The organism is Ancylobacter sp. FA202, from assembly GCF_000380205.1.
Taxonomy (GTDB): Bacteria; Pseudomonadota; Alphaproteobacteria; order Rhizobiales; family Xanthobacteraceae; genus Ancylobacter.
This window is the reverse complement of record NZ_KB904818.1, coordinates 2,248,310-2,268,863: the sequence shown is the minus strand read 5'-3', so window position 1 is coordinate 2,268,863 and position 20,554 is coordinate 2,248,310. Positions and strand designations below refer to the sequence as shown.

18 protein-coding genes are annotated in these 20,554 nt (G+C 70.8%); 17 read left to right on the top strand and 1 reads right to left on the bottom strand.

Annotation, left to right across the window (positions count from 1 at the left end):
- Positions 1 to 60 precede the first annotated feature (60 nt).
- The gene (locus A3M1_RS0110325) at positions 61 to 1,101 is read right to left on the bottom strand and encodes an ABC transporter substrate-binding protein (protein WP_018388891.1); all 1,041 of its coding nucleotides are present in this window, start codon (positions 1,099 to 1,101) and stop codon (positions 61 to 63) included.
- Positions 1,102 to 1,188: 87 nt separating this feature from the next.
- Between A3M1_RS0110325 and A3M1_RS0110320 the strand changes: the two genes are divergently transcribed.
- The 17 genes from A3M1_RS0110320 to A3M1_RS0110240 all read left to right on the top strand — a co-directional run bounded on the left by A3M1_RS0110320 (position 1,189) and on the right by A3M1_RS0110240 (position 20,554).
- Complete coding sequence (locus A3M1_RS0110320) at positions 1,189 to 2,244, top strand: GlxA family transcriptional regulator (RefSeq protein WP_018388890.1); 1,056 nt, start codon at positions 1,189 to 1,191, stop codon at positions 2,242 to 2,244.
- Positions 2,245 to 2,392: 148 nt separating this feature from the next.
- Positions 2,393 to 4,303, top strand: coding sequence for a methyl-accepting chemotaxis protein (locus A3M1_RS0110315; RefSeq protein WP_018388889.1), 1,911 nt, complete (start codon positions 2,393 to 2,395; stop codon positions 4,301 to 4,303).
- Entirely contained in the window at positions 4,296 to 5,873 is a 1,578-nt protein-coding gene (locus tag A3M1_RS0110310) for a chemotaxis protein CheW (RefSeq protein WP_018388888.1), read from the top strand. The genes A3M1_RS0110315 and A3M1_RS0110310 overlap by 8 nt, the downstream gene beginning before the upstream one ends.
- The gene (gene cheB / locus A3M1_RS0110305; RefSeq protein ID WP_018388887.1) at positions 5,870 to 6,967 is read left to right on the top strand and encodes a chemotaxis-specific protein-glutamate methyltransferase CheB; all 1,098 of its coding nucleotides are present in this window, start codon (positions 5,870 to 5,872) and stop codon (positions 6,965 to 6,967) included. The genes A3M1_RS0110310 and cheB overlap by 4 nt, the downstream gene beginning before the upstream one ends.
- A gap of 16 nt (positions 6,968 to 6,983) precedes the next feature.
- Positions 6,984 to 7,619 (top strand): HEAT repeat domain-containing protein, encoded by a 636-nt coding sequence (locus tag A3M1_RS0110300; protein ID WP_018388886.1) that lies wholly within the window; start codon positions 6,984 to 6,986, stop codon positions 7,617 to 7,619.
- A gap of 8 nt (positions 7,620 to 7,627) precedes the next feature.
- A complete protein-coding gene (locus A3M1_RS0110295) occupies positions 7,628 to 8,461 on the top strand; it encodes a protein-glutamate O-methyltransferase CheR (protein WP_018388885.1) in 834 nt (277 codons plus the stop codon).
- Complete coding sequence (locus A3M1_RS0110290; RefSeq protein ID WP_018388884.1) at positions 8,454 to 8,843, top strand: response regulator; 390 nt, start codon at positions 8,454 to 8,456, stop codon at positions 8,841 to 8,843. The genes A3M1_RS0110295 and A3M1_RS0110290 overlap by 8 nt, the downstream gene beginning before the upstream one ends.
- Positions 8,840 to 11,107 carry a chemotaxis protein CheA gene (locus A3M1_RS0110285; RefSeq protein ID WP_245261631.1) on the top strand — a complete coding sequence of 756 codons (2,268 nt, stop codon included), beginning with the start codon at positions 8,840 to 8,842 and terminating at the stop codon, positions 11,105 to 11,107. Before A3M1_RS0110290 ends, A3M1_RS0110285 begins: the two co-directional genes overlap by 4 nt.
- A 24-nt stretch (positions 11,108 to 11,131) precedes the next feature.
- Positions 11,132 to 11,404, top strand: a complete 273-nt coding sequence (locus tag A3M1_RS0110280) for a hypothetical protein (protein WP_018388882.1) — start codon at positions 11,132 to 11,134, stop codon at positions 11,402 to 11,404.
- A 52-nt stretch (positions 11,405 to 11,456) separates the two neighbouring features.
- Positions 11,457 to 11,834, top strand: a complete 378-nt coding sequence (locus tag A3M1_RS0110275) for a response regulator transcription factor (protein ID WP_018388881.1) — start codon at positions 11,457 to 11,459, stop codon at positions 11,832 to 11,834.
- Positions 11,831 to 12,493 (top strand): hypothetical protein, encoded by a 663-nt coding sequence (locus A3M1_RS0110270; protein ID WP_018388880.1) that lies wholly within the window; start codon positions 11,831 to 11,833, stop codon positions 12,491 to 12,493. The genes A3M1_RS0110275 and A3M1_RS0110270 overlap by 4 nt, the downstream gene beginning before the upstream one ends.
- Complete coding sequence (locus tag A3M1_RS0110265; protein ID WP_018388879.1) at positions 12,480 to 14,819, top strand: PAS domain S-box protein; 2,340 nt, start codon at positions 12,480 to 12,482, stop codon at positions 14,817 to 14,819. Before A3M1_RS0110270 ends, A3M1_RS0110265 begins: the two co-directional genes overlap by 14 nt.
- Positions 14,820 to 14,851: 32 nt before the next feature.
- Positions 14,852 to 15,748 (top strand): LysR family transcriptional regulator, encoded by an 897-nt coding sequence (locus A3M1_RS0110260; protein ID WP_018388878.1) that lies wholly within the window; start codon positions 14,852 to 14,854, stop codon positions 15,746 to 15,748.
- Positions 15,749 to 15,915: 167 nt separating this feature from the next.
- The gene (locus tag A3M1_RS0110255) at positions 15,916 to 16,410 is read left to right on the top strand and encodes a RidA family protein (protein WP_018388877.1); all 495 of its coding nucleotides are present in this window, start codon (positions 15,916 to 15,918) and stop codon (positions 16,408 to 16,410) included.
- 91 nt (positions 16,411 to 16,501) lie between these two features.
- A complete protein-coding gene (locus A3M1_RS0110250; RefSeq protein ID WP_018388876.1) occupies positions 16,502 to 17,623 on the top strand; it encodes an ABC transporter substrate-binding protein in 1,122 nt (373 codons plus the stop codon).
- Between the two features lie 106 nt (positions 17,624 to 17,729).
- Entirely contained in the window at positions 17,730 to 19,763 is a 2,034-nt protein-coding gene (locus tag A3M1_RS0110245; RefSeq protein WP_018388875.1) for a hypothetical protein, read from the top strand.
- Positions 19,760 to 20,554, top strand: coding sequence for an ABC transporter ATP-binding protein (locus A3M1_RS0110240; RefSeq protein WP_018388874.1), 795 nt, complete (start codon positions 19,760 to 19,762; stop codon positions 20,552 to 20,554). Before A3M1_RS0110245 ends, A3M1_RS0110240 begins: the two co-directional genes overlap by 4 nt.

The following is a 20,554-nucleotide window of genomic DNA, read 5'->3' as shown; positions in this document are numbered from 1 at the left end:
GCCCGCCCGGAAGCCGCGTTTGGAAGCTTGCCCGGGCGGGTCGGTGCGTGGGTTCGCGCGCTATTTGCGGGCGATCTCGCGGTTCCAGGTGTCGACCAGCTCGGCGCGCTTGGCGTTCACCTCGGTCCAGTTCAGCAGATAGAGGTTCTCCACCGAGCCCTTCGCGCCCCAGGGCAGCTTGGCGGCGGTCTCGGGCGAGACGCTCACGCCCTTCACCGACGGGCCGAGGAACAGCTTCTCGGCCAGGCACTGCGAGGCGGCCGGTGTCAGCGCGGTGTCGATGAACTTCTGCGCCATTTCCGCACGCGGCGCGTTCTTCACGAGGTGCAGGCGGGCATCGGTGGCCCACACGCCTTCCTTCGGCACGGTGAAGCCGATCGGCAGGCCCTTGGCGGCAAGGTCGAAGGCGCCGACGTTGAAATGCGCGCCGATGATCGCCTCGCTGCTCTGGAAGGCGTTGGACGCCGCGCCCGAGGAATCGAAGAACAGCGCCGGCTTCAGCTCCTTGATCTTGGCGAAGACCGGGGCGAAATCACCCGCCGGGGCGTTCCAGATCTTGTGCAGGAAAAACAGGAACGGCACGCCGGAGGAATTGGCCGGCGAGGGGATCGTCACCGCGTCGGCATATTCCGGCTTCCAGAGGTCGTTCCAGGAGGTCGGCGCCTGCGGAATTTCCTTGGTGTTGTAGGTCAGGCCCAGCGAGTAATAGCCGGTGCCGACGGCATAGGTGCCGCTGGCGTTGCTATAGACCGCCTGCGGCAGGGCGTCCTTCAGGTTGGGCACGCCCTTTTCGGTGATCGGCGCCAGCACGCCGGCGGCTTCCGCCAGTTCGCTCACGCCGCCATCCATCCAGGCGACGTCGATGGTGGGGGCGTCCTTCTGCTGCTGCAGCTTGGCGAGGGTGACGGTGGAGGTGCCGACCTCAGGCACAACCGCGACACCCGTCGCCTTGGTGAAGGGATCGGCGACGCAGGCTTTGAAGGCGTCGCCCCAATTGCCGCCATACCAGGCGACATGGAGCGCCTCCTGCGCCGATGCCGGCGCGATGGCGGCGGCCAGCGCGAGCGCCGAGGCCGTAACAAGACCGGATAAGCGTGCCATGTTGTTATCTCCCCTCATGTGCAGGCAAGGGCCAGTGTCGTCGCCTGACGCAGCGTTGGCTTGCAGGATCGGGCCAGAAACTTTGATATGAGCGACATGACCTCCGCGCCATCCCTCGCCCCGCGCCCCGACGACGAGCCCCCCGCCGTGCCCGGCCGGCTGTCGCCGCTGCGGGTCGGCTTCGTGCTGCTCGACCAGTTCACCCTGGCGGCGTTTGGAGGCCTTATCGACGCGCTGCGGCTCGCCGCCGACCATGGCGGGCGCAGCCGGCAGATCCACGCCTCCTGGACGGTGATGAGCCTCGACGGCACCCCGCGCCGGGCCAGCTGCGGCGTGGTGATCTCCGACAGCGCGCCGCTGCTCGATCCGGCCCAGTTCGACTATATCGCGGTGTGCGGCGGCAATGACTATCTCAACGAGCACCCGCCGGCGGCGCTGCTGGACTATCTGCGCCGCGCCGCCGCCTGCCGGGCGCGGCTGATCGGCGTGTGCACCGGCACCTTCGCCATCGCCCAGGCCGGGCTGGCGGAAAGGCGCACCGTGTGCATCCACTGGAACGTGCTGGAGGCGTTCCAGGCGCAGTTTCCCACGCTCAACGCCGTGACCGACAAGCTGTTCGTCGACGAGGGCGACCTGCTCTCCTGCGCCGGTTCCACGGCCGCGATCGATCTCGGCCTCTATCTTGTCACCCGCCATTGCGGGGCGACCAAGGCCAACCAGGCGGTGCGGCACATGATGCTGCAGGGCATGCGCCCGCCCTCGCTGCCGCAGCCGCATTTCGTCGCCGATCTCGCCCGCGTCACCGATGCGCGGGTGCACCAGGCAGTGCATTTCATGGAGCAGCGGCTGGACGATCCCCCGTCGATGGACGCGATCGCCCGCTATGTCGGCTGTTCCACCCGCCAGCTGGAACGGGCGTTTGGCGCGACGCTCGGCATCGCCCCGGCGGCCTTCCAGCGGCAGCTGCGCACGCATTATGCCCGCTGGATGCTGGAGAACAGCCCGCGCAGCATCACCGAAATCGCCTTTGATTGCGGCTTCTCGGATGCGGCGCATTTCTCCCGCGAGTTCCGCAATGCCCTGGGCGCCTCGCCGAGGCAGTACCGCAGCGCGCGGCTGGCGGCGCGCCAGGTCTCCGCCTGACTCTGTGTGGAACCCTTTGCCGCCCGCCGACTTGAACCCTCTGGCGCGATCATCGGCGGCCACGTCAGGCGGCGCCGTTGCGCCCGCCGGTGGGCCATCGCACAGTGCGGGCCGCAACGAAAATTGGGCCGACGATCCAGAGGGCGGCATGGCGCTTGTGAAATCTACCAAACTGACCCCGGCCTCCAGCAAGGACGGGGAGCCGCCGGCGCGCGGGGCGGTGAAGCCCGCCCCGGCCCGCCGCGCCGCCGCGCCGCTGGACAAGGTGTCCGAACGCCTCGCGGCGGCGACCGAGGAACTGGCCAGCGGACTGATGGAGGCCTCGGCCGCCGCCGAGGAACTGCGCCGGTCCATGGAGCTGATCGCCGCCGGTGCCGACGAGGCCGCCGGCGGGTCGCAGGAACAGCTCACCGCGATCAAGGCGGTGGCGGCCACGCTGGTGAGCGCCCGCGCCGAGGTCGATGCCGGGCGCCGGCGCACCGAGGCGGTGCAGCTGGTGGTGGCCGAAACCGCGCTGCAGATCACCGCCTCCATCCGCTCCATCGAGCGCAATGCCGACCGCCAGCAGGCCTCGGTGGCGCGGATCGACGAGTTGGAGCGCCGGGCGCGCGACATCGGTGCCATCACCGAGACGGTGGGGCGGATTTCCGACCAGACCAACCTGCTCGCGCTGAACGCCGCCATCGAGGCGGCGCGGGCCGGCGACAAGGGGCGCGGCTTCGCCGTGGTGGCGGAAGAGGTCCGGGCGCTGGCGGAAGTCTCGGAGGCGAGCGCCGGCGAGGTGCAGGGCCTTGCCGAAACCATCCAGGCGCAGGTCCGCTCCGTCGCCGAAGGCGTCAAGCAGGGCGCCGAGGCGGCGCGGGCGCAGGCCCGGGCCGGCGCCGCCATCGTCGTCGCGCTGGAAGCGCTGCGCGCCGATATGGGGCAGCTGACCGAAGGCAGTGACCAGATCGCCACAGCCGCGCTGGAGGCGGAGCGCGCCGCGGCCGAAGCCCAGCGCGGCGCCGCCCAGATCGCCCGCGTGGCGGAAACGCAGGCGGCGGCCGCCACCCAGGCCCAGACCGCCATCCACCAGCAGGCCTTGTCGCTCGAACAGGGCCAGGTCGCCGCCCAGGCGCTGGCGCGCGTGACCGATGGCCTGCGCGCGGGCACGACGGCGCAGGCGCAGGTCGAGCAGATCGCCACCACCGCCGAGGAGCTTTCCGCCACCATCCAGGAGCTCTCCAGCGCCGCCGCGCAGATCATGGCGGCGATCGAGCAGATCGATCGCGGCTTCCAGCAGCAGGCCGGCGCCACCCAGCAGACCTCCGCCGCGCTGACGCAGATCGAGGCCGGCGCCGGCCTCGCCCGCGACAAGGCGACCGCCGCGAGCGACCGTGTCGCGGCGGTGGAGGCCGGGCTGGGCGAGAGCCGCGCCGCGCTGGAGCGGCTGATGGACGGGGTCGAGGCGACCCTGGCCGGCACCCGCGCCGGGCTCGCCACCCTGCAGGAGCTCGAAGAGCTGGGGCGCCGGATCGAGAAGATCGTCGATGCCACCGCGCTGGTTGCGGTGCAGATCACCATGCTCGCCGTCAGCGGCTCGGTGGAGGCCGCCCGCACCGGCGAGGCCGGGCGCGGCTTCGCCCTCGTCTCCGCCGACATCCGCAGCCTCGCCCGCGACGCGTCCGAGAGTGTCGGTGGCATCAAGGACCGGGTGCGCGCCATTCTGGAGCAGATCGGTGCGCTGCGCCGCGACAGCGAGCAGGCCATTCTCGCCGCCGAGGCCGAGATCCAGGCCAATCGTGGCCTGTTCGGCGCGCTGGAAAAGCTCGATGGCGATGTCGCCGCCCTGAGCGCGGTCAACCGGGCGATTCTTCTCGGGGCGAAGGACATTCTCACCGCCGCCGGCCAGTGCGCGCTGGCGGCGCGCGAGATCGCCGCGACGGCGGAACAGGCCAGCGCCGCCTCGCAGCAGGCGGCGACGGCCTCCTCGCAGCAGGCGGAAGGCGCGGACGACCTTGCCGCCGCCATCGAGGAGATCGCCTCGCTCGCCGACGAGCTGCAGCAGCCCGATGTCTGAGCCAGACCCCGCCGCCGGCCGCGCGCCGCTGCGCTTCCTCACCTTCCGGGTCGAAGCGGCCCATTATGCGCTGCCGGCCGAGGCGGTGGCGGAGGTGGTGCGGGTGCCCGCGCTCGCCCGCCTGCCGCAGGCGCCGGTCGGTCTTCTCGGCATCGGCAATCTGCGCGGCACGGCTCTGCCGGTCGCCAGCGCCCGCGCTTTGCTCGGCCGGGCCGAGGCGCCCGCCCCGCTCGCCAGCGCGCGCGCCATCGTACTGCGCGGCGAGAGCCCGGTGGCGCTGGCGGTGGATGGCGTGGGCGAACTGGTGGCGATCGATCCCGACCATCTGGAAGACGCGCAGGCGAGCGCCCTGGTGCGCCCCGGCGAAAGGCTCACCGGCGCCTTCCGCTTCCATGGCGCGCGCGACGTCGCGCTTGTGCTGGATATCGTCCCGCTGCTGGCCACCGCCTTCGCCCCGCGCGCCCGGCCGCCCCGCCGCCCCGCCCCGGGTGCCGCGAGCGCGCCGGCCGCCCCGGCCATGGAAGCGAGCGCCGGCAAGCTCGTCAGCTTCGAGGCCGATGGCCAGGAATACGCCCTGCCGATCGAGGAGGTGCGCGAGGTGGTGCCGCTGCCCGAGGCCGTGACCACGCTGCCGCTCGGCGAAGCGCGAGCCTCCCCCACGGAGGCGATAGAACGCGGCGTCATGGTCTATCGCGACCGGCTGCTGCCGCTGTTCGCGCTGCGGGCGCTGCTCGGCCTGCCGCCGGCCACCGCGACACGCACGGCCAAGGTGGTGGTGGTGAAGCACGGCGCGCTGTGGGTCGGGCTGGTTGTCGACCGCATCACCGCCGTGCTGCCGCTCGATCCCGCGCGGGTCGAGCCGATCCCGCCGGCACTGGCGGCGCGGGTGGGCGGCGAGGCGCGGCTGAAGGCGATCTTCCGTGCCGGCGATGGCAGCCGGCTGGTGTCGATCCTCGATTCACACAGGCTGTTCCGGGAGGAGGTCATGCAGCGCCTCGACACGCATGACGCGGCCGAGGCCGCGACCGCCCCGGCAGAGGGCGAGGAGGATGCGTCCTTCCTGGTGTTCAGCCTCGGCGGCGACGAATATGGCCTGCCGATCGCGGCGGTGGACGAGGTGATGAAGGTGCCTGACACCCTCACCCGGATCCCGAAGACCCCCGCCTTCCTGGAAGGCGTGATCAATCTGCGCGGCGCGGTGCTGCCGGTGATCGACCAGCGCCGCCGCTTCGACATGCCACCGCTGACGCAGGGCCGGCGCCGCCGGCTGATCGTGCTGCGCAGCGGCCAGCACCGCGCCGGCATCCTCGTCGACGGGGTGAGCGAAATCCTGCGCCGCCCGCCGGACGACATCGCGCCGGCGCCCGACCTCGCCGGCGAGCCGACGCGGCTGGTGTCGGGCATCCTCAATCTCGAACAGGCCGGACGGATCATTCTCCTGCTCGACCCCGCCGAATTGCTGACCCGCACCGAGCGCGGCCTGCTCGACGCCTTCGCCAAAGCCGAGCCCAAGCCGGCAACCCGTCCGGCAACCCGTCCGGCTGGCAAAGCCGGGCCGAAAAAGGCGTGATCAAGCTTCTGGTGGTCGACGACTCGGCACTGCTGCGCAAGCTGCTCGGCGAGGTATTCACCCAGGCCGGCGATTTCGAGCTGCGCTTCGCCCGCGACGGGCTGGAGGCGCTGGAGCAGAACCGCGCCTTCGCCCCCGATGTGATCACGCTGGATCTCAACATGCCGCGCCTCGACGGCCTCGCCTGCCTCGACCAGCTGATGGTCGAGCGGCCCTGCCCGGTGGTGATGGTGTCCTCGCACACGGAAGCGGGCGCCGAGGCGACGCTGAAAGGGCTGCAGCTCGGCGCGGTGGACTTCGTGCCGAAGCCCGCCGGCGCGGTGTCTCTGCACCTTCGCGAATGGGCGCCGGCTCTGGTGGAAGCGGTGCGCGGCGCTGCCCGCGCCCGGGTGCGGCCGAGCCTGCGCCTGCGTGAGCGGGTGCGCCACCGCATCGGCCGCGCCGCCGCTTCCCCCCGTCCGGACCTCGTGCCCGCTGCCGCCACCGGCGCGGCACACTTTCCCAGCGAGGCGCCGCTCCCCGGCGAGGGGCTGGTGCTGGTCGGCACCTCCACCGGCGGCCCGCCGGCGCTGGAGGCGCTGCTGGTGCCGCTGCCGGCCGATTTTCCCTGGCCGATCCTGGTGGCGCAGCACATGCCGGGTAGCTTCACCGGCCCGCTGGCGCGCCGGCTCGACGCGCTGTGCGCGCTCACTGTGGTGGAGGTGCGCCGGCCGGTGCCGCTGCAGCCCGGCACGGTCTATATCGGCGCCGGCGATGCCGACTTGATCGTCTCGCGCCGCGCCGGCGGGCTGGTGGCGATGGCCGCCCCGGCACAGGCAACCTATCTCTGGCACCCCTCGACCGACCGGCTGGTGCGCAGCGCGCTGGAGCATCTGCCGCCCCGCCAGCTGGTGGGGGTGCTGATGACCGGCATGGGCAATGATGGCGCGCAGGCAATGGCGACGCTGCGGGCGCAGGGCGGGCACACCATTGCCGAGGCCGAGGAAACCGCCATTGTATGGGGCATGCCCGGCGAGCTGGTGAAGGCCGGCGGCGCCGAATTCGTCGAGCCGCTGCCGGACATCGCCGCCCGCCTCGAAAAAATGGTGCCCTGATGAATGGTGCCCCGACATGCCGCTGATCCGCGCCGGAGCCGGCGAGGCCGCCGCGCCGGCCGCCGATCACGCCGCCGACCGCGCCGCCCTCGTCGCCGCGCTGGAAGGCGGCAGCGCCGGGGAGCGGCTCCACGCCGCCCGCGCGCTAGCTGTCCTGCCGGGCGCGCTGGCGCCGCTGAGCGCCGCGCTGCAAATGGAGGCCGAGCCGGCGGTGCGCGAGGTGATCTTCACCGCCCTCGCCCGCCTCGCCTGCGAGGAGGCCGCCGACGCGCTGCTGCCGCTGCTGCGCGCGGAGGAGGCAGGCCTGCGCAATGGTGCGCTCGCCGCGCTCGCCGCCATGCCGGCCCGGCTTCCCGCCCGGCTGCCGGCGCTGCTCGCCGACCCTGATCCCGACATCAGGCTGCTGGCCTGCGAACTGGCGCGCGCCCTGCCCGCGCCCGAGGCGACCACGCTGCTTTGCGCCGCGGTGGAACGCGAGAGCGAGCCGAACGTTTGCGCCGCAGCGCTTGACGTTCTCACCGATCTGGGTGGGCCGCAGGCGCTGCCCGTGCTGGAGCGCGCGGCCCGGCGTTTCGACGCCACGCCGTTCCTGCGTTTCGCCTTTGAGGTCGCCATCGGGCGGATCAGGGCCTCCACCGCCATCGACCCGTGAGCGCGCCCGTGAACGACGAGGATTTCCGGCGCCTGTGCGAGTTCCTCTACCGCCGCAGCGGCATGGTGTTCACCGAGGCCAAGCGCTATTTTGTCGAGCGCCGCCTCGCTGAGCGCATGCGCGCCACCGGCGCCACCTCCTTCGCCAGCTATTTCGCCCGCCTGCGCAGCGACCAGCCCGGCGAGGTCGAGCCCTTCATCAACGCCTTCACCGTCAACGAGACCTATTTCTTCCGCGAGGAGCACCAGCTCCAGTGCCTCAGCACCGATCTCCTCGCCGCGCGCCTCAGGGAGCGCCCGGCGGGCGGGCCGCTGCGCATCTGGTCGGTGCCGTGCTCGACCGGCGAGGAGCCCTATTCCATCGCCATCTGGCTGCTGGAACACTGGCCGCAGGTCGACGCCTACGAGATCGAGATCGTCGGTTCCGACATCGACACAAGGGCGCTGGAGGCGGCGCGGGCCGGGCTTTTCGGCCGCCGGGCGCTGATGCGGCTGCCCGAGGCGCTGATCGGCAAATATTTCGAGCCGGTGGATGACGAGCACTGGCGGCTGATCGCCGATCTCAGGCAGTCGATCCATTTTTCCACCGTCAATCTGGTGGATCTGGCGCAAACCCGCGCCCATGGCCGCTTCGATGTCATTTTCTGCCGCAACGTGCTCATCTATTTCGACGAGGCCTCGCGGCGCATGGCGGCGGAGAACCTGTATGAAAACCTGCTGCCGGGCGGCTTCATCTGTCTGGGCCACAGTGAATCGATGAGCCGGATCTCGCCGCTGTTCGAGGTGCGCCGCTTTGCCGACGCCATCATCTACCAGCGGCCGGGGGAGCGCGGCGATGGCTGAGGCGGGGCGCGCGCGCATTCTGGTGGTCGACGATGCCGGCCTCGTCAGGCTCTATTACCGGCAGGCGCTGGAGGCCGCCGGCTTTGTGGTCGACGAGGCGCTGAACGGGGTCGAGGCGCTGGAAAAGCTGCTTCAGGCGCCGGCCGATCTCGTCATCGTTGATGTCAACATGCCGCTGATGGACGGCATCAGCTTCCTGCGGGCGCTGCGCCGCCAGCCCCTGCCGCTTGCCGCGCTGCCGGCGCTCGTCACCAGCACCGAGGCCGGCGCGGGCGATGTCGCGGCCGCCCGGGCGGCGGGGGCCAATCTCTATCTGGTCAAGCCGCTGGAGCCGGCAACGCTGGTGCTCCACGCCCGGCTGCTGTGCGGGGTGCCGGCGTGAACGAGTTCATCGAGCAGTTCCTCATCGAGGCGCGCGAGCTGGTGGCGCAGGGCACGGCCGATCTGCTGGCGGCGGAGGAGCGCCCACGCGACGCGGCGGCGATCGACGGCGCGTTCCGCGCCTTCCACACGCTCAAGGGTTCGGCCGGCATCATCGATTTCGCCGCCATGGCCCGCGCCCTGCACGCGGCGGAGGACGCGCTGTCGCAGGTGCGCAGCGGCGCCGTCCCCCTCACCGGCGAGCTGATCGGCCGGTGCCTCACCTGCCTCGACCAGGTGGTGCGCTGGCTCGACGCCATCGAAGCCACCGGCGAGCCGCCGACCGACGCCGAGCCCGCCGCCGGGGCGATGATCGCGCTGTTTGCGCAAGGCGATTCTGCCGCGCCGCCTGCGGCCGGGCCCATTGCCGCGGGCGCGCGCGAGGCCGCGCCCGCGGCGTTCGAGAGCTGGCTGGAGCGGTGTCTCGCGACGGCGTCGGCAAGCAAGGCGCGCTGCGCCCTCGCCTACACCCCGGCGGAAGACGCCTTCTTTCGCGGCGAGGACCCGCTCGCCACGGTGGAGGCGCTGCCCGGCCTGCTGGCCCTCGACCTCGTCCTTGACGCGGCCTCGCCGGCGCCCGAGGAGATCGACCCGTTCCGATGCCGGCTAACCCTTTTCATCGCCAGCTCAGAACCGCGCTCCCAGCTGGCGCCGGTCTTTGCCGGCCTGTCCGGCGCGGTGGAATGGCGCGATCTCGCCCCGCCGGCGGCGGATCCCGGCGAAGCGGCGCCCGACGCCGCCACCCTTCTGATCGAGGCGCAGATCGCGCTGCTGCGCGGGCCGCGCGACGGGGGCTTCGAGGGCCGGCGGGCGAGCGCCCTGCACGCCGCGTGGCAGGTGCTGCGGGCCAGCGGCCGCGCGCTTGAGGCCGACGCGCTGGAGCGCCTCGCCGCGAGCGGCGCCACGCCGGAACGTCTCGCCGAAACGCTTTCCGGCATGCTCGCCGGGGCGCCCGCCGCTTCTGCCGCTGCAGCGCCAGCCCCGCCGCCGGAGCCGGTGATCGCCGATATCGGGGCGCGCTCGCTGCGGGTCGATGTCGAGCGCGTCGACGCGCTGGTCCGCCTCACCGGCGAGTTCACCGTGCTGAAGACGCAGGCCGCCCATCATGCCCGGCTGGCGGCGGCGCCGGCCGGCAGCGGTGAGGCGGCCCGTGAACTCGCCGCCCGTGAACTCGCCGCACGGCTGAAATCCCATCACGAGGCGCTGGAGCGGCTGGTCGGCGAGCTGCAGCATGCGGTGCTCGGCCTGCGCGTGCTGCCGCTGCGCCATGTGTTCCAGCGCCTGCCGCGGCTGGTGCGCGACATGTCGGAGGCGCTGGGCAAGCCGATCCGCCTCGTCAGCGAGGGCGAGGAGACGCAGGCCGACAAGGCGATCGTCGAAGCGCTGTTCGAGCCGCTGCTGCACATTCTGCGCAACGCCGCCGATCATGGCATCGAGCCGGCGGCCGCCCGCGCCGCCGCCGGCAAGCCGGAAACCGGCATCGTCGTGGTGCGGGCCCGCCGGGTCGAGGACCGGCTCGCCATCGACATCGAGGATGACGGCGCCGGCATCGACACCGCCCGCCTGCGCGCCCGCGCCGCCGCCCGCGGGCTGGCCACGCCGGACGCGCTGGCGGCGCTGAGCGAGGAGGAGGCGCTGGAGCTGATCTTCGCCCCCGGCTTCTCCACCCGTGACGAAGTCACCGGCTATTCCGGGCGCGGGGTGGGCATGGACGCGGTGCGCGTCGCCCTGGCGCGCCTCGGCGGCCGGGTCAGCGTCCACAGCCGCCCGGGCGAGGGCACGCGCCTGGCGCTGAGCCTGCCGGTCAGCATCCTGAAAAGCGACGTCCTCTCGGTGGAAGCCGGCGGGCAGGTGCTGGGCCTGCCGCTGGAGGCGGTGGTGGAGACGGTGCGGCTGCCGCGCAGCGCCATCTCCCGCATCGGCGCGGCGCGGGCCTTTGTCTGGCGCGCCCGCACCGTGCCGCTGATCAATCTGTCGCAGTCCATGGGCCTTGCCCCGGCCCCGTCTCCCGCCCCCGCGCCAGCCGGCGAGGGCGAGGCGCTGGTCGTCATCACCCGCCTCGATGGCCAGTATGGCGGGCTGGAGGTGGAGCGGCTCGGCGCCCGCATGGAGGTGATGCTGCGGCCGCTGGAAGGGCTGCTCGCCGGCCTGCCCTGCCTCGGCACCACCCTGCTCGGCGATGGCCGCGTGCTCATCGTGCTCGATCTCGAAGCGTTGCAGCCATGAAGGCAAAGTCATGAGGGTGCGAACATGACGGTGCGGATTGCCGGCGACGGCACCCTCCATCTCGACGGCCTCTGCGGCAGCGAGGAGGCGGAGGCGCTGCTGGCGCGGCTCATCGCCACCCCCGGCGCCACCGTCGACTGGCAGGGCTGCACCGGCGCCCACACGGCGGTGGTGCAGGTGCTGCTCGCCCTGCGGCCAAAGCTGCGCGGCGTGCCGGCCAGCGCCTTCCTCGCCCGCCATGTCGCGCCCCTGCTGAACCGCCCGCCCGCTGGCGGCGCGGCCCGGCTTGAGGCATAAGATGCACTTTGAATACCAAGGGTGCGCCGTCGCCCGCCGGAGCCGTCCCCCCATGCCGTTTCAAGTTCTCATTGTCGACGACAGCAAGCTCGCCCGCATGGCGATTGCCAAGGCCATGAACAAGCTCCACCCCGACTGGGTGCGGACCGAGGCCGCCAATGCCGACGACGCCCTCGCCCTTGCCCACCAGCAGCCCTTCGACATCGCCCTTTTGGACTTCAACATGCCCGGCCGCGACGGGCTTGAGCTGGCGGGCGAGCTGCGCGCGCTGATGCCGGGCCTCGCCATGGCCATCATCTCCGCCAATCACCAGAAGGAAATCGTCGCCCAGGCGCATGATGTCGGCGCGATATTTCTCTCCAAGCCCTTGACGGAAGACGAGTTGGGCCGATTTCTCACTCAGGTTCAGCTGTCCAAGGGCCCCATGTGAGCGACCAGAGCCGCCTTGCCCTCAGCGAGCTGCAGATCGACGCGCTGACCGAGCTGGTCAATCTCGGCGTCAGCCGGGCGGCGGCGAGCCTGCGCGAGCTGGTCGGCCAGCAGGTCCTGCTCTCCGTTCCCCGGGTGACGCTGCTCAGCCGCGACGACGCGATTGATGTCGTCGGTGCCACCGAGGAAAAGCAGCTGGTCGCCGTGCACCAGCTGTTCGAGGGCGACATCACCGGCCGCGCCTTGCTGATTTTTCCGGAGATCAACAGCCTCGAACTGGTTCGCGCCGTCACCGGCGGCGGGCTGCCGCTGGAAGACATCATCGAGCTGGAACAGGAAGCGCTGGCGGAAACCGGCAACATCATCCTCAATGGCTGCCTGGCGACCATCGCCAACATGCTGCACCGCAGCCTCAAAATGTCGCTGCCGGAAATCCTGCGCGGCGACAGCCGCGACCTGTTCGAGCTGGCGCCGCCACCGGAATCCGGCGATGTGGTGCTGTTCCTCTACATCAACTTCGCCGTCCGCGAGCGCGACATTCGCGGCTATATCGCGATGCTGATGGACATGCCCTCGCTGGCCGCGCTGGAAGGGCTGCTCGACGAGTTCATCGAACGCACAGCCGGCGGAATGACGCCTGAGGCCGATGCCCCTGTCTGACCAACATCTGGCGCATGCCATTGTCGACGGGCTGGATGGCGGTGTCATCGTCGTCGATCGCGCCGGGCGCGTGGTGGTGTGGAACGAGTGGATCGCCGCCGGCACCCGCCGCCCCGCCGCCGAGTGTGTCGGCCAGAGCCTGCCGGCGCTGTTTCCCGCCCTTCCGGCGCGCTTCCACTCCGCCCTGGCCGAGAGCTTCGCCTCCGGCGCCGCCAGCCTGCTCACCCATTCGCTGCATCCCGCCGTGTTGCCGCTGCGCACCCGCGCCGGCCTGCCGATGGTGCACAACACCTCGATCCGGGCGCTGGGCGGCAAGCCGCACGACTTCTGCCTGGTGCAGGTGGTCGACGTCACCGCCAGCGCCAATCGCGAGCGGGTGCTGCGCGAGCGGCAGAATGCCCGCTACCACGCCGTCGTCGACAGCGCCCATGACGCGATATTGACGCTCGACGCCGACGGGGTGGTCCAGCTGGCCAATCCTTCCGCCGCCCACCAGTTCGGCGCCGCGCCGGAGGCGCTGGTCGGCGCCACCCTTTCGGCGCTGCTGGAAGAACAGGAGGCCTGGCGCACCGCCTGGGAGAGCGTGCGCGCCGGCACGCCCCTCACCCGCCCGGTGGAAGTCACCGCCCGCCGGCGCGACGGCTCGCCAAGCCATCTGGAGCTGACCGCCTCGCGCTGGTCGAGCGATGGGCGTTTCTTCGTCACCGCCATCCTGCGCGACGTCAATGAGCGCAAGGCGGCCGAGGCGGAGCTGCGCAGCCTCAACCTCACGCTGGAGCGGCGCGTGGCCGAGCGCACCGCCGACCGCGACCGCATGTGGCGCCTGTCCACCGACATCATGGTGGTGGGCCGGCTCGACGGCGTGGTCAATGCCACCAACCCGGCCTGGACCCGCATCCTCGGCTGGGAAGCCGAAGATCTCGCCGGCGCCAACCTGCTCGATTTCATCCTGCCCACCGACCGGCCGCGCTTCCGCGAGATACTGGCCGCGCTGAGCCAGGAGACGGCGCCGCAGCTGTTCGCGCTGCAGCTGCGGGCCAGGGATGGCGAGGTGCGCTGCATCGAATGGAGCGCGGTGGCGGCCGACGATTTGCTGCAGGCGGTGGGCCGCGACATCACCGCCGAGCGCGCGGCCGAGGAAGCGCTGCGCCGCACCGAGGAAGCGCTGCGGCAGGCGCAGAAGATGGAGGCCGTCGGCCAGCTCACCGGTGGCATCGCGCACGACTTCAACAACATGCTGACCGGCGTCATCGGCGCCGTCGACATCATGAAGCGCCGCCTCGCCTCCGGTCGCTTCGACGATCTCGACCGCTTCCTTGAGGTCGCCTCGGTCTCGGCCCAGCGCGCGGCGGCGCTGACGCAGCGCCTGCTCGCCTTCTCCCGCCGGCAGTCGCTGGATTCGCGGCCCGTCCACATCAATGCGCTGGTCGGCTCGCTGCACGACCTTTTGAGCCGCACGCTGGGTGAAACGATCGCGCTCGACATCGCCTGCGACGAGCGCGTGGGCTGGGGCACCGCCGACGCCAACCAGCTGGAAAGCGCGATCCTCAACCTCGTCATCAATGCCCGCGACGCCATGCCCACTGGCGGCCGCCTCACCCTCGCCACCCGCCCGGTGGTGCTGAAGGCGCAGGACGCCGCCGGCACGCCCGAGGCCAAGCCGGGCCGCTATGTCGTCATCGCCGTCACCGATACCGGCACCGGCATGACGCCTGACGTGCTGAGCAAGGTGTTCGAGCCGTTCTTCACCACCAAGCCGGTGGGGCTGGGCACCGGGCTCGGCCTGTCCATGGTCTATGGCTTCGCCCGCCAGAGCGAGGGCCATGTCGCCATCACCAGCGCGCCGGGCGAGGGCACGACGGTGGAGCTTTTCCTGCCCGCCGCCGAGCCGCCCGGCGAGACCGATGCCGACCTGCCGGCAATGGCGGCCGGGGGCGAGGGACAGACCGTGCTGCTGGTCGAGGACGACGCCTCGGTGCGGGTGCTGGTGGCCGACATTCTCGCCGAGCTTGGCTATGCCGCCATCGAGACCTCGGACGCGCCGGGCGCCATCGTCGAGCTCGCCTCCGGCCGCGATATCAAGTTGATGATCTCCGATGTCGGCCTGCCCGGCATGAATGGGCGCGAACTGGCCGAGGTGGCGCGCCGCCACCGGCCGGACCTGCCGATCCTGTTCCTCACCGGCTATGCCGGGGATACGGTGGCGCGCTCGCACGTGCTCGGCACCCATATGGAAATGCTGACCAAGCCCTTCGCCATCGAGACGCTCGCCGCCAAGATCGAGGAAATGATGGCCGCCGCCGTCGCCCGGACCGGCCGGCGCTAGAGTCCTTGCGCGACACTTGCTAGAGGTGAGCGATGGATACCCGCCATCTCGAAGCCTTCCGCGCCGTCTATGAGAACGGCTCGATGAGCGCCGCCGCCGTGCTGCTGGGCAAGTCGCAGCCGGCGATCAGCAACCTCATCGCCCGGCTGGAGGACGAGATCGGGCTGAAGCTGTTCCACCGCGCCCATGGCAGGCTGGAGGCGACGCCGGAGGCCGAGACCTTCTTCGCCGCCATTGTCCGCACGCTCGACGCGATGGACCGCACGCTGGCCATCTCCCGCAACCTCAAGGGCCTGTCCTCGGCGACGCTGCAGATCGCCAGCCCGCCGGGCCTCGCCACCTATCTGCTGCCGCCGATCATCGCCGATGTGCTGAGGGAGAATGCGGGCGCCACCGCCCGCTTCATCACCCGCTCCTCCTATGCGGTGCGCGACCTCGGCACGATCGGCGCCTTCGATGTCGGCTTCGCGGAACTGCCGATCGACATCCATGTCGCCTCGCTGGAGCTGTTCGAGGTGGCGTGCATGTGCGTGATGCGGGGCGACCACCCTCTGGCGCAGGAGCGCTGCGTCGGGCCGGAGCAGCTCGATTCCCAGCCCTTCGTCACGCTGTTTCCCGAGCACATCACCCATATCGCCGCCGCCGAGGCCTTCTTCGAGGCGCACGCCCACTGGAATGTGGTGGCGGAGGTGGAGTTCTTCGGCACCGCCTGCGTGCTGGTGCAGCAGCTCGGCGCGGTGACGCTGGTCGATCCCGCCACCGCCCGCTTCTTCCAAGCGATGGGGCTGGTGGCGATCCCCTTCCGCCCGCTCGTGCCCTACCGCTTCGGCATGTTCCGCCCCAGCACCCGCCCACCCTCGCGCATCTCGGTCGCCTTCATGGAGCGCTTCCGCCGCGCTGTGGCGCCTGATCTCGCCGCGCCGCGCTGAAAGCGGCGGCAGGCCCCCACCCGCCCGCTCAATCCTGAGGCAAAGGGGCCCCGGCGGAGCGCAGGCCATAACTTTGCTTTATGGATTCCCCGCTATTTCCCGTTTGACCTTGGCGCCAAATAGAACGGAGATCAGCGGGTGAGAATGGCCTGCTTGAGGGAGCCAGCATGACCCACTCGGCGACGCGGCGCGTGGCGGAACTTGGCCTCGTCCTGCCCAGCGCGGGCGGCGGGGCGGACTATTACGGCACGCTCTACGGCAAGATGAAGCCGCATTATCTCAGCGACAAGCTGTTGTTCCTCTCCGGCCAGACGGCCGGCGTCGATGCGGAGGGCAAGGTGCTGTTTCCCGGCCGGCTCGGGCGCGATCTCACCGTCGAACAGGGCTATGAGGCGGCGCGGCTCACCGCGCTGAACTGCCTGGGCTGCATCAAGGACGCGGTCGGCGATCTCGACCGGGTGAAGGGGCTGGTGCGCTCGCTCAACTTCATCGCCTGCGACCCCTCTTTCACCCAGCCGCATTTGGTGGCGAGCGGGCTTTCCGACCTGTTCGAGCAGGTGTTCGGCCCCGAAATCGGCGTTGGCGGCCGCGCCTCCATCGGCGTGATGTCGCTGGCCGACGATTATTGCTTTGAAACCTGGGTGACGGTGGAACTCCACTGATCCCGACGCCGACCCAACCAACCACACGGCCAGAAGGCCGGAACCTTCCGCAGCGTGCAGCACGCCCCGTCTCTTCCAGAGGAGAACTCGCATGACGACCCATCGCCTTGCCGCTGCCGTGCTCGGCATCGGCCTTCTCGCCTCCCCGGGCCTCGCGCGGGCGGAGGAGATCACCATCGGCTTCACCGCCGCGCTATCCGGCGACTTCGCCGCCTTCGGCCTCAACATGCGCAAGGGCCTCGACCTCGCGGTGGAGGCGTTGAACAAGAAGGGCGGCAACACCTACAAGATTGACGCGGTGGATGATCGCGGCGAGGCCCGCGAGGGCGTGCTGATCGCCCAGCGTTTCTGCTCCGACAAGAATGTCGACGTGGTGATGGGCTATTCCTTCTCCTCCATCGCGCTCGCCGCCATCCCGGTGTTCAACGAGTGCAAGCTCCCGGTTCTGGCCTCCGCCGTCACCAGCCCGGCGCTGTCCAATGTCAGCCCCTATTTCCGCCGCAACGTGCTCACCGACGCGGTGCAGGGCGCGATGATGGGCGACTATGCCGCCAAGACGCTGGGGCTGAAGTCGATCTATGTGCTGAACCAGCAGGATGATTACGGCATCGGCGTCGCCAAGGCGTTCTCCGCCGCGGCCGAGAAGGACGGCGCCAAGATCCTCGGCACCGAATCCTACCTGCTCGGCTCCAAGGATTTCCGCACCCTTCTGACCAAGGTGCGCGCCGCCAAGCCGGACGCCATCTTCATCGGCGGCTTCTACACCGAAGCGGCGAAGATCGCCGAGCAGGCGCGCGCGCTCGGCATCAAGGCGCAGCTGCTCTCCACCGATGGCGCGCTCAATGTCGAACTGATGAAGCTCGGCCGCAGCGCGGCGGAAGGCATGATCGTCTACGGCATGTTCGATCCGGCGGTGGCCACCCCGGCGACGGAGAGCTTCCTCACCGCCTACAAGGCGACCTTCAAGGAAGACCCGAGCGCCTGGGCGGCGCTGGGCTATGACGCCGGCATGGCGCTCGGCGCGGCGGTCGATCTCGCCGCCAAGGACGGCCCGGTCACCCGCGAGAGCCTGAACACCGCCTTCGGCAAGCTCAAGGACGTGCCCGGCGTCACCGGCCCCACCACCTTCGACGCCTCGGGCGACCGCGCCGGCGCGCTGTATTTCCTTGAGGTGAAGGACGGCAAGTTCGGCCTCGCCCCCAAGCAGCCCTGAAGCCGTCCGTCTCCCTCTCCCCCGCGGGGAGAAGGTAAACGCGAAGCACGTCGCCGGCCCGGCTTTCGCCGGACCGGCATGACCCGGAAGGCAACGCAGGCAGGCAATGGACTATCTCGGACAGCTGCTGGCGAACGGACTGGTGCTCGGGGCGATCTACGCCCTCGCCGCCGTGGCCTTCACCCTGGTGTACGGCGTGGTGCGCCTGGTGAACTTCGCCTTCGGCGAACTGTTCATGCTCGGCGCCTTCCTCACCGCGTCGCTGATGCTGCCCGAGGTGCGCCTGCTCGGCACCATCGTGCCGATGCCGGGGTTCTCGCTGCCCGTGGCGGCGGCGGGAGCCATCGCGCTCACCGCCGCGCTCGGCGTGCTGGTGGACCGCATCGCCTATCGCCCGCTGCGCAACGCCCCGCGCCTTGCCCCGCTCATCACCTCCATCGCCGTCTCCGTAGTGCTGCAGAGCCTCGCCCAGACGGTGTGGGGCGCCGAGGAGCTACGCTTCCCGGAATTCCACCTCGCCACCCTGCCGCCGGTGGTGCTGTTCGATTCGATCTATCTCTCGGTGATGGACCTGGTGGTGATGGCGACCGCGCTCGCCGCCATGCTCGGGCTTTCCGCCTTTATCGCCCGCTCCTCGCTCGGCCGGGCGATGCGGGCGAGCGCGGAAGACCAGATGGCGGCGACGCTGGTCGGCATCCCGGTCAACCGGGTGGTGGCCGCCGCCTTCGCCATCGGCTCGGGCTTTGCCGCGCTGGCCGGGCTGCTCTATGCCCAGACCTATGGCTTCGCCCATTCCAGCATGGGCTTTCTGCCCGGGCTGAAGGCGCTCACCGCCGCCGTGCTGGGCGGCATCGGCTCCATTCCCGGCGCGGCGCTGGGCGGGCTGATCCTCGGCCTCGTCGAGGCGCTGGGATCCGGCTATCTGCCCAACGGCACCGCCTGGAAGGACGCGATCAGCTTCGTGCTGCTGGTCGGGCTGCTGTATCTGCGGCCGCAGGGATTGCTGGGTAAGCCGGAGCTGAATGCCGCCGGGCGCGGCAGCCTGCTCGGCGGCGCCTCGGAGTTTGGCGCCGCCTGGCTGCGCGCCGCCTTCGCCAAGGTCGACGGAGGGCTGACCCGCGCCGCCGCCGCCGGCCCGCGCGCGGCACTCGCCCTGCTCGCGCTCGCCATCCTGGTCGGGCTGGTGGTGCCGTCGGACTATTGGCTGCGCATCCTCACCATGGTGGTGATCTACGGCATGCTGGCGAGCGGGCTGAACGTCATCGTCGGCTTTGCCGGCCTGCTGGATCTCGGCTTCGTCGCCTTCTGGGCGGTGGGCTCCTACCTCACCTCGATCCTGTTCGTGCTGGTGCTCAAAGACCAGTTCGGCGTCGCCCCGGCCGATATCTGGTGGCTGCTCTATCTCAATCTGCCGCTGGCCGGCCTGCTCGCCGCCGGCTTCGCCGTGCTGCTCGGCACGCCGACCCTGCGGCTGCGCGGCGATTATCTCGCCATCATGACGCTGGGCTTCGGCGAGATCGTCCGCGTGGTCGCCATCAACTGGATGGACCTGACCAACGGGCCGATGGGCATTCGCGGCATTCCGGCGCCGAACCTGTTCGGCATCGCGCTCGGTTCGCCGCGCGCGCAGTTCTTCTTCGCCCTGGCGCTGGCCGTGCTTGTCGTGTTCGCCATCGCCCGGCTGGTGCGCTCCTATGTCGGGCGCGCCTGGGTGGCGATCCGCGAGGATGAGGAAGCGGCGGAGGCGATGGGCGTGCCCACCGCCCGCTACAAGCTCTATGCCTATGCCGCCAGCGGCTTTGTCGGCGGCTTCGTCGGCGTGTTCTATGCCCACTCCCAGCAATATATCAGCCCGCTGAACTTCTCGCTGTTCGAGAACATCCTGCTCTTGATGCTGGTGGTGCTCGGCGGGCTCGGCACTTTTGTCGGGCCGTTCATCGGCGCGCTGATCTGGATCGTGTTCCTGCAGCTGGCGCTCGACCTGCCCTTCGTGCAGGCCTATCCCGAAACCCGCTTCGCCCTGCTCGGCGTGGTGCTGATCGTGCTGATGGTGTTCCGCCCGCAGGGGCTGGCCGCCAGCGCCCGCGTCGCCCTCACCATGCCCGGCGCGCGGCCCGCTAACGCGAAGGAGGCGGCATGAAACCGCTGACCGGCGCGCCTTCCCCCGCGCCGCTCCTGGAAGCCCGCGCCATCACCGTGCGCTTCGGCGGTCTGGAGGCGGTCGGCGGCCTCGACATGGCCGTCGCCCGCGACGCCATCCACGGGCTGATCGGCCCCAATGGCGCCGGCAAGACCACCGTTCTCAACGTGCTGACCGGCTTCATACGCCCCACCGAAGGCGAACTCGTCTTCGATGGCGCGGAGATCGGCGGGCTCGGCGTCAACGGCTTCGCCCGGCGCGGCCTTGCCCGCACCTTCCAGAACATCCGGCTGTTCGGCGCCATGACGGTGCTGGAGAGCGTGCTGGTCGGCGCCCATCAGCGCTTTTCCGCCAATGCGCTGTCGCTCGTCTTCGCCCGGCGTTCCGCCCGCGCGGCGGAAGCGGCGATGATCGCGCGTGCCTATGAGCTGCTGGAGTTCGTCGGGCTGGGGGCTGATGTGGCCGACCGCGTCGCCACCACCCTCTCCTATGGCCACCAGCGCCGGGTCGAGATCGCCCGCGCCCTGATCTCCGCGCCGAAGCTGCTGCTGCTCGACGAGCCGCTCGCCGGCATGAACGCGGTGGAGAAAAGCGAGATCGCCGACCTCGTCCGGCAGGTGCGGGCGCAGGGCATCGCCGTGCTGCTGATCGAGCACGACATGCAGGTGGTGCGCCGGCTGTGCGATCACCTCACGGTGCTGGAATACGGCCGCAAGCTGGCGGACGGCCCGCCGGAGGATGTGCTGGCCGACCCGGCGGTGCAGGCCGCCTATCTCGGCCGGGCGAGGTGA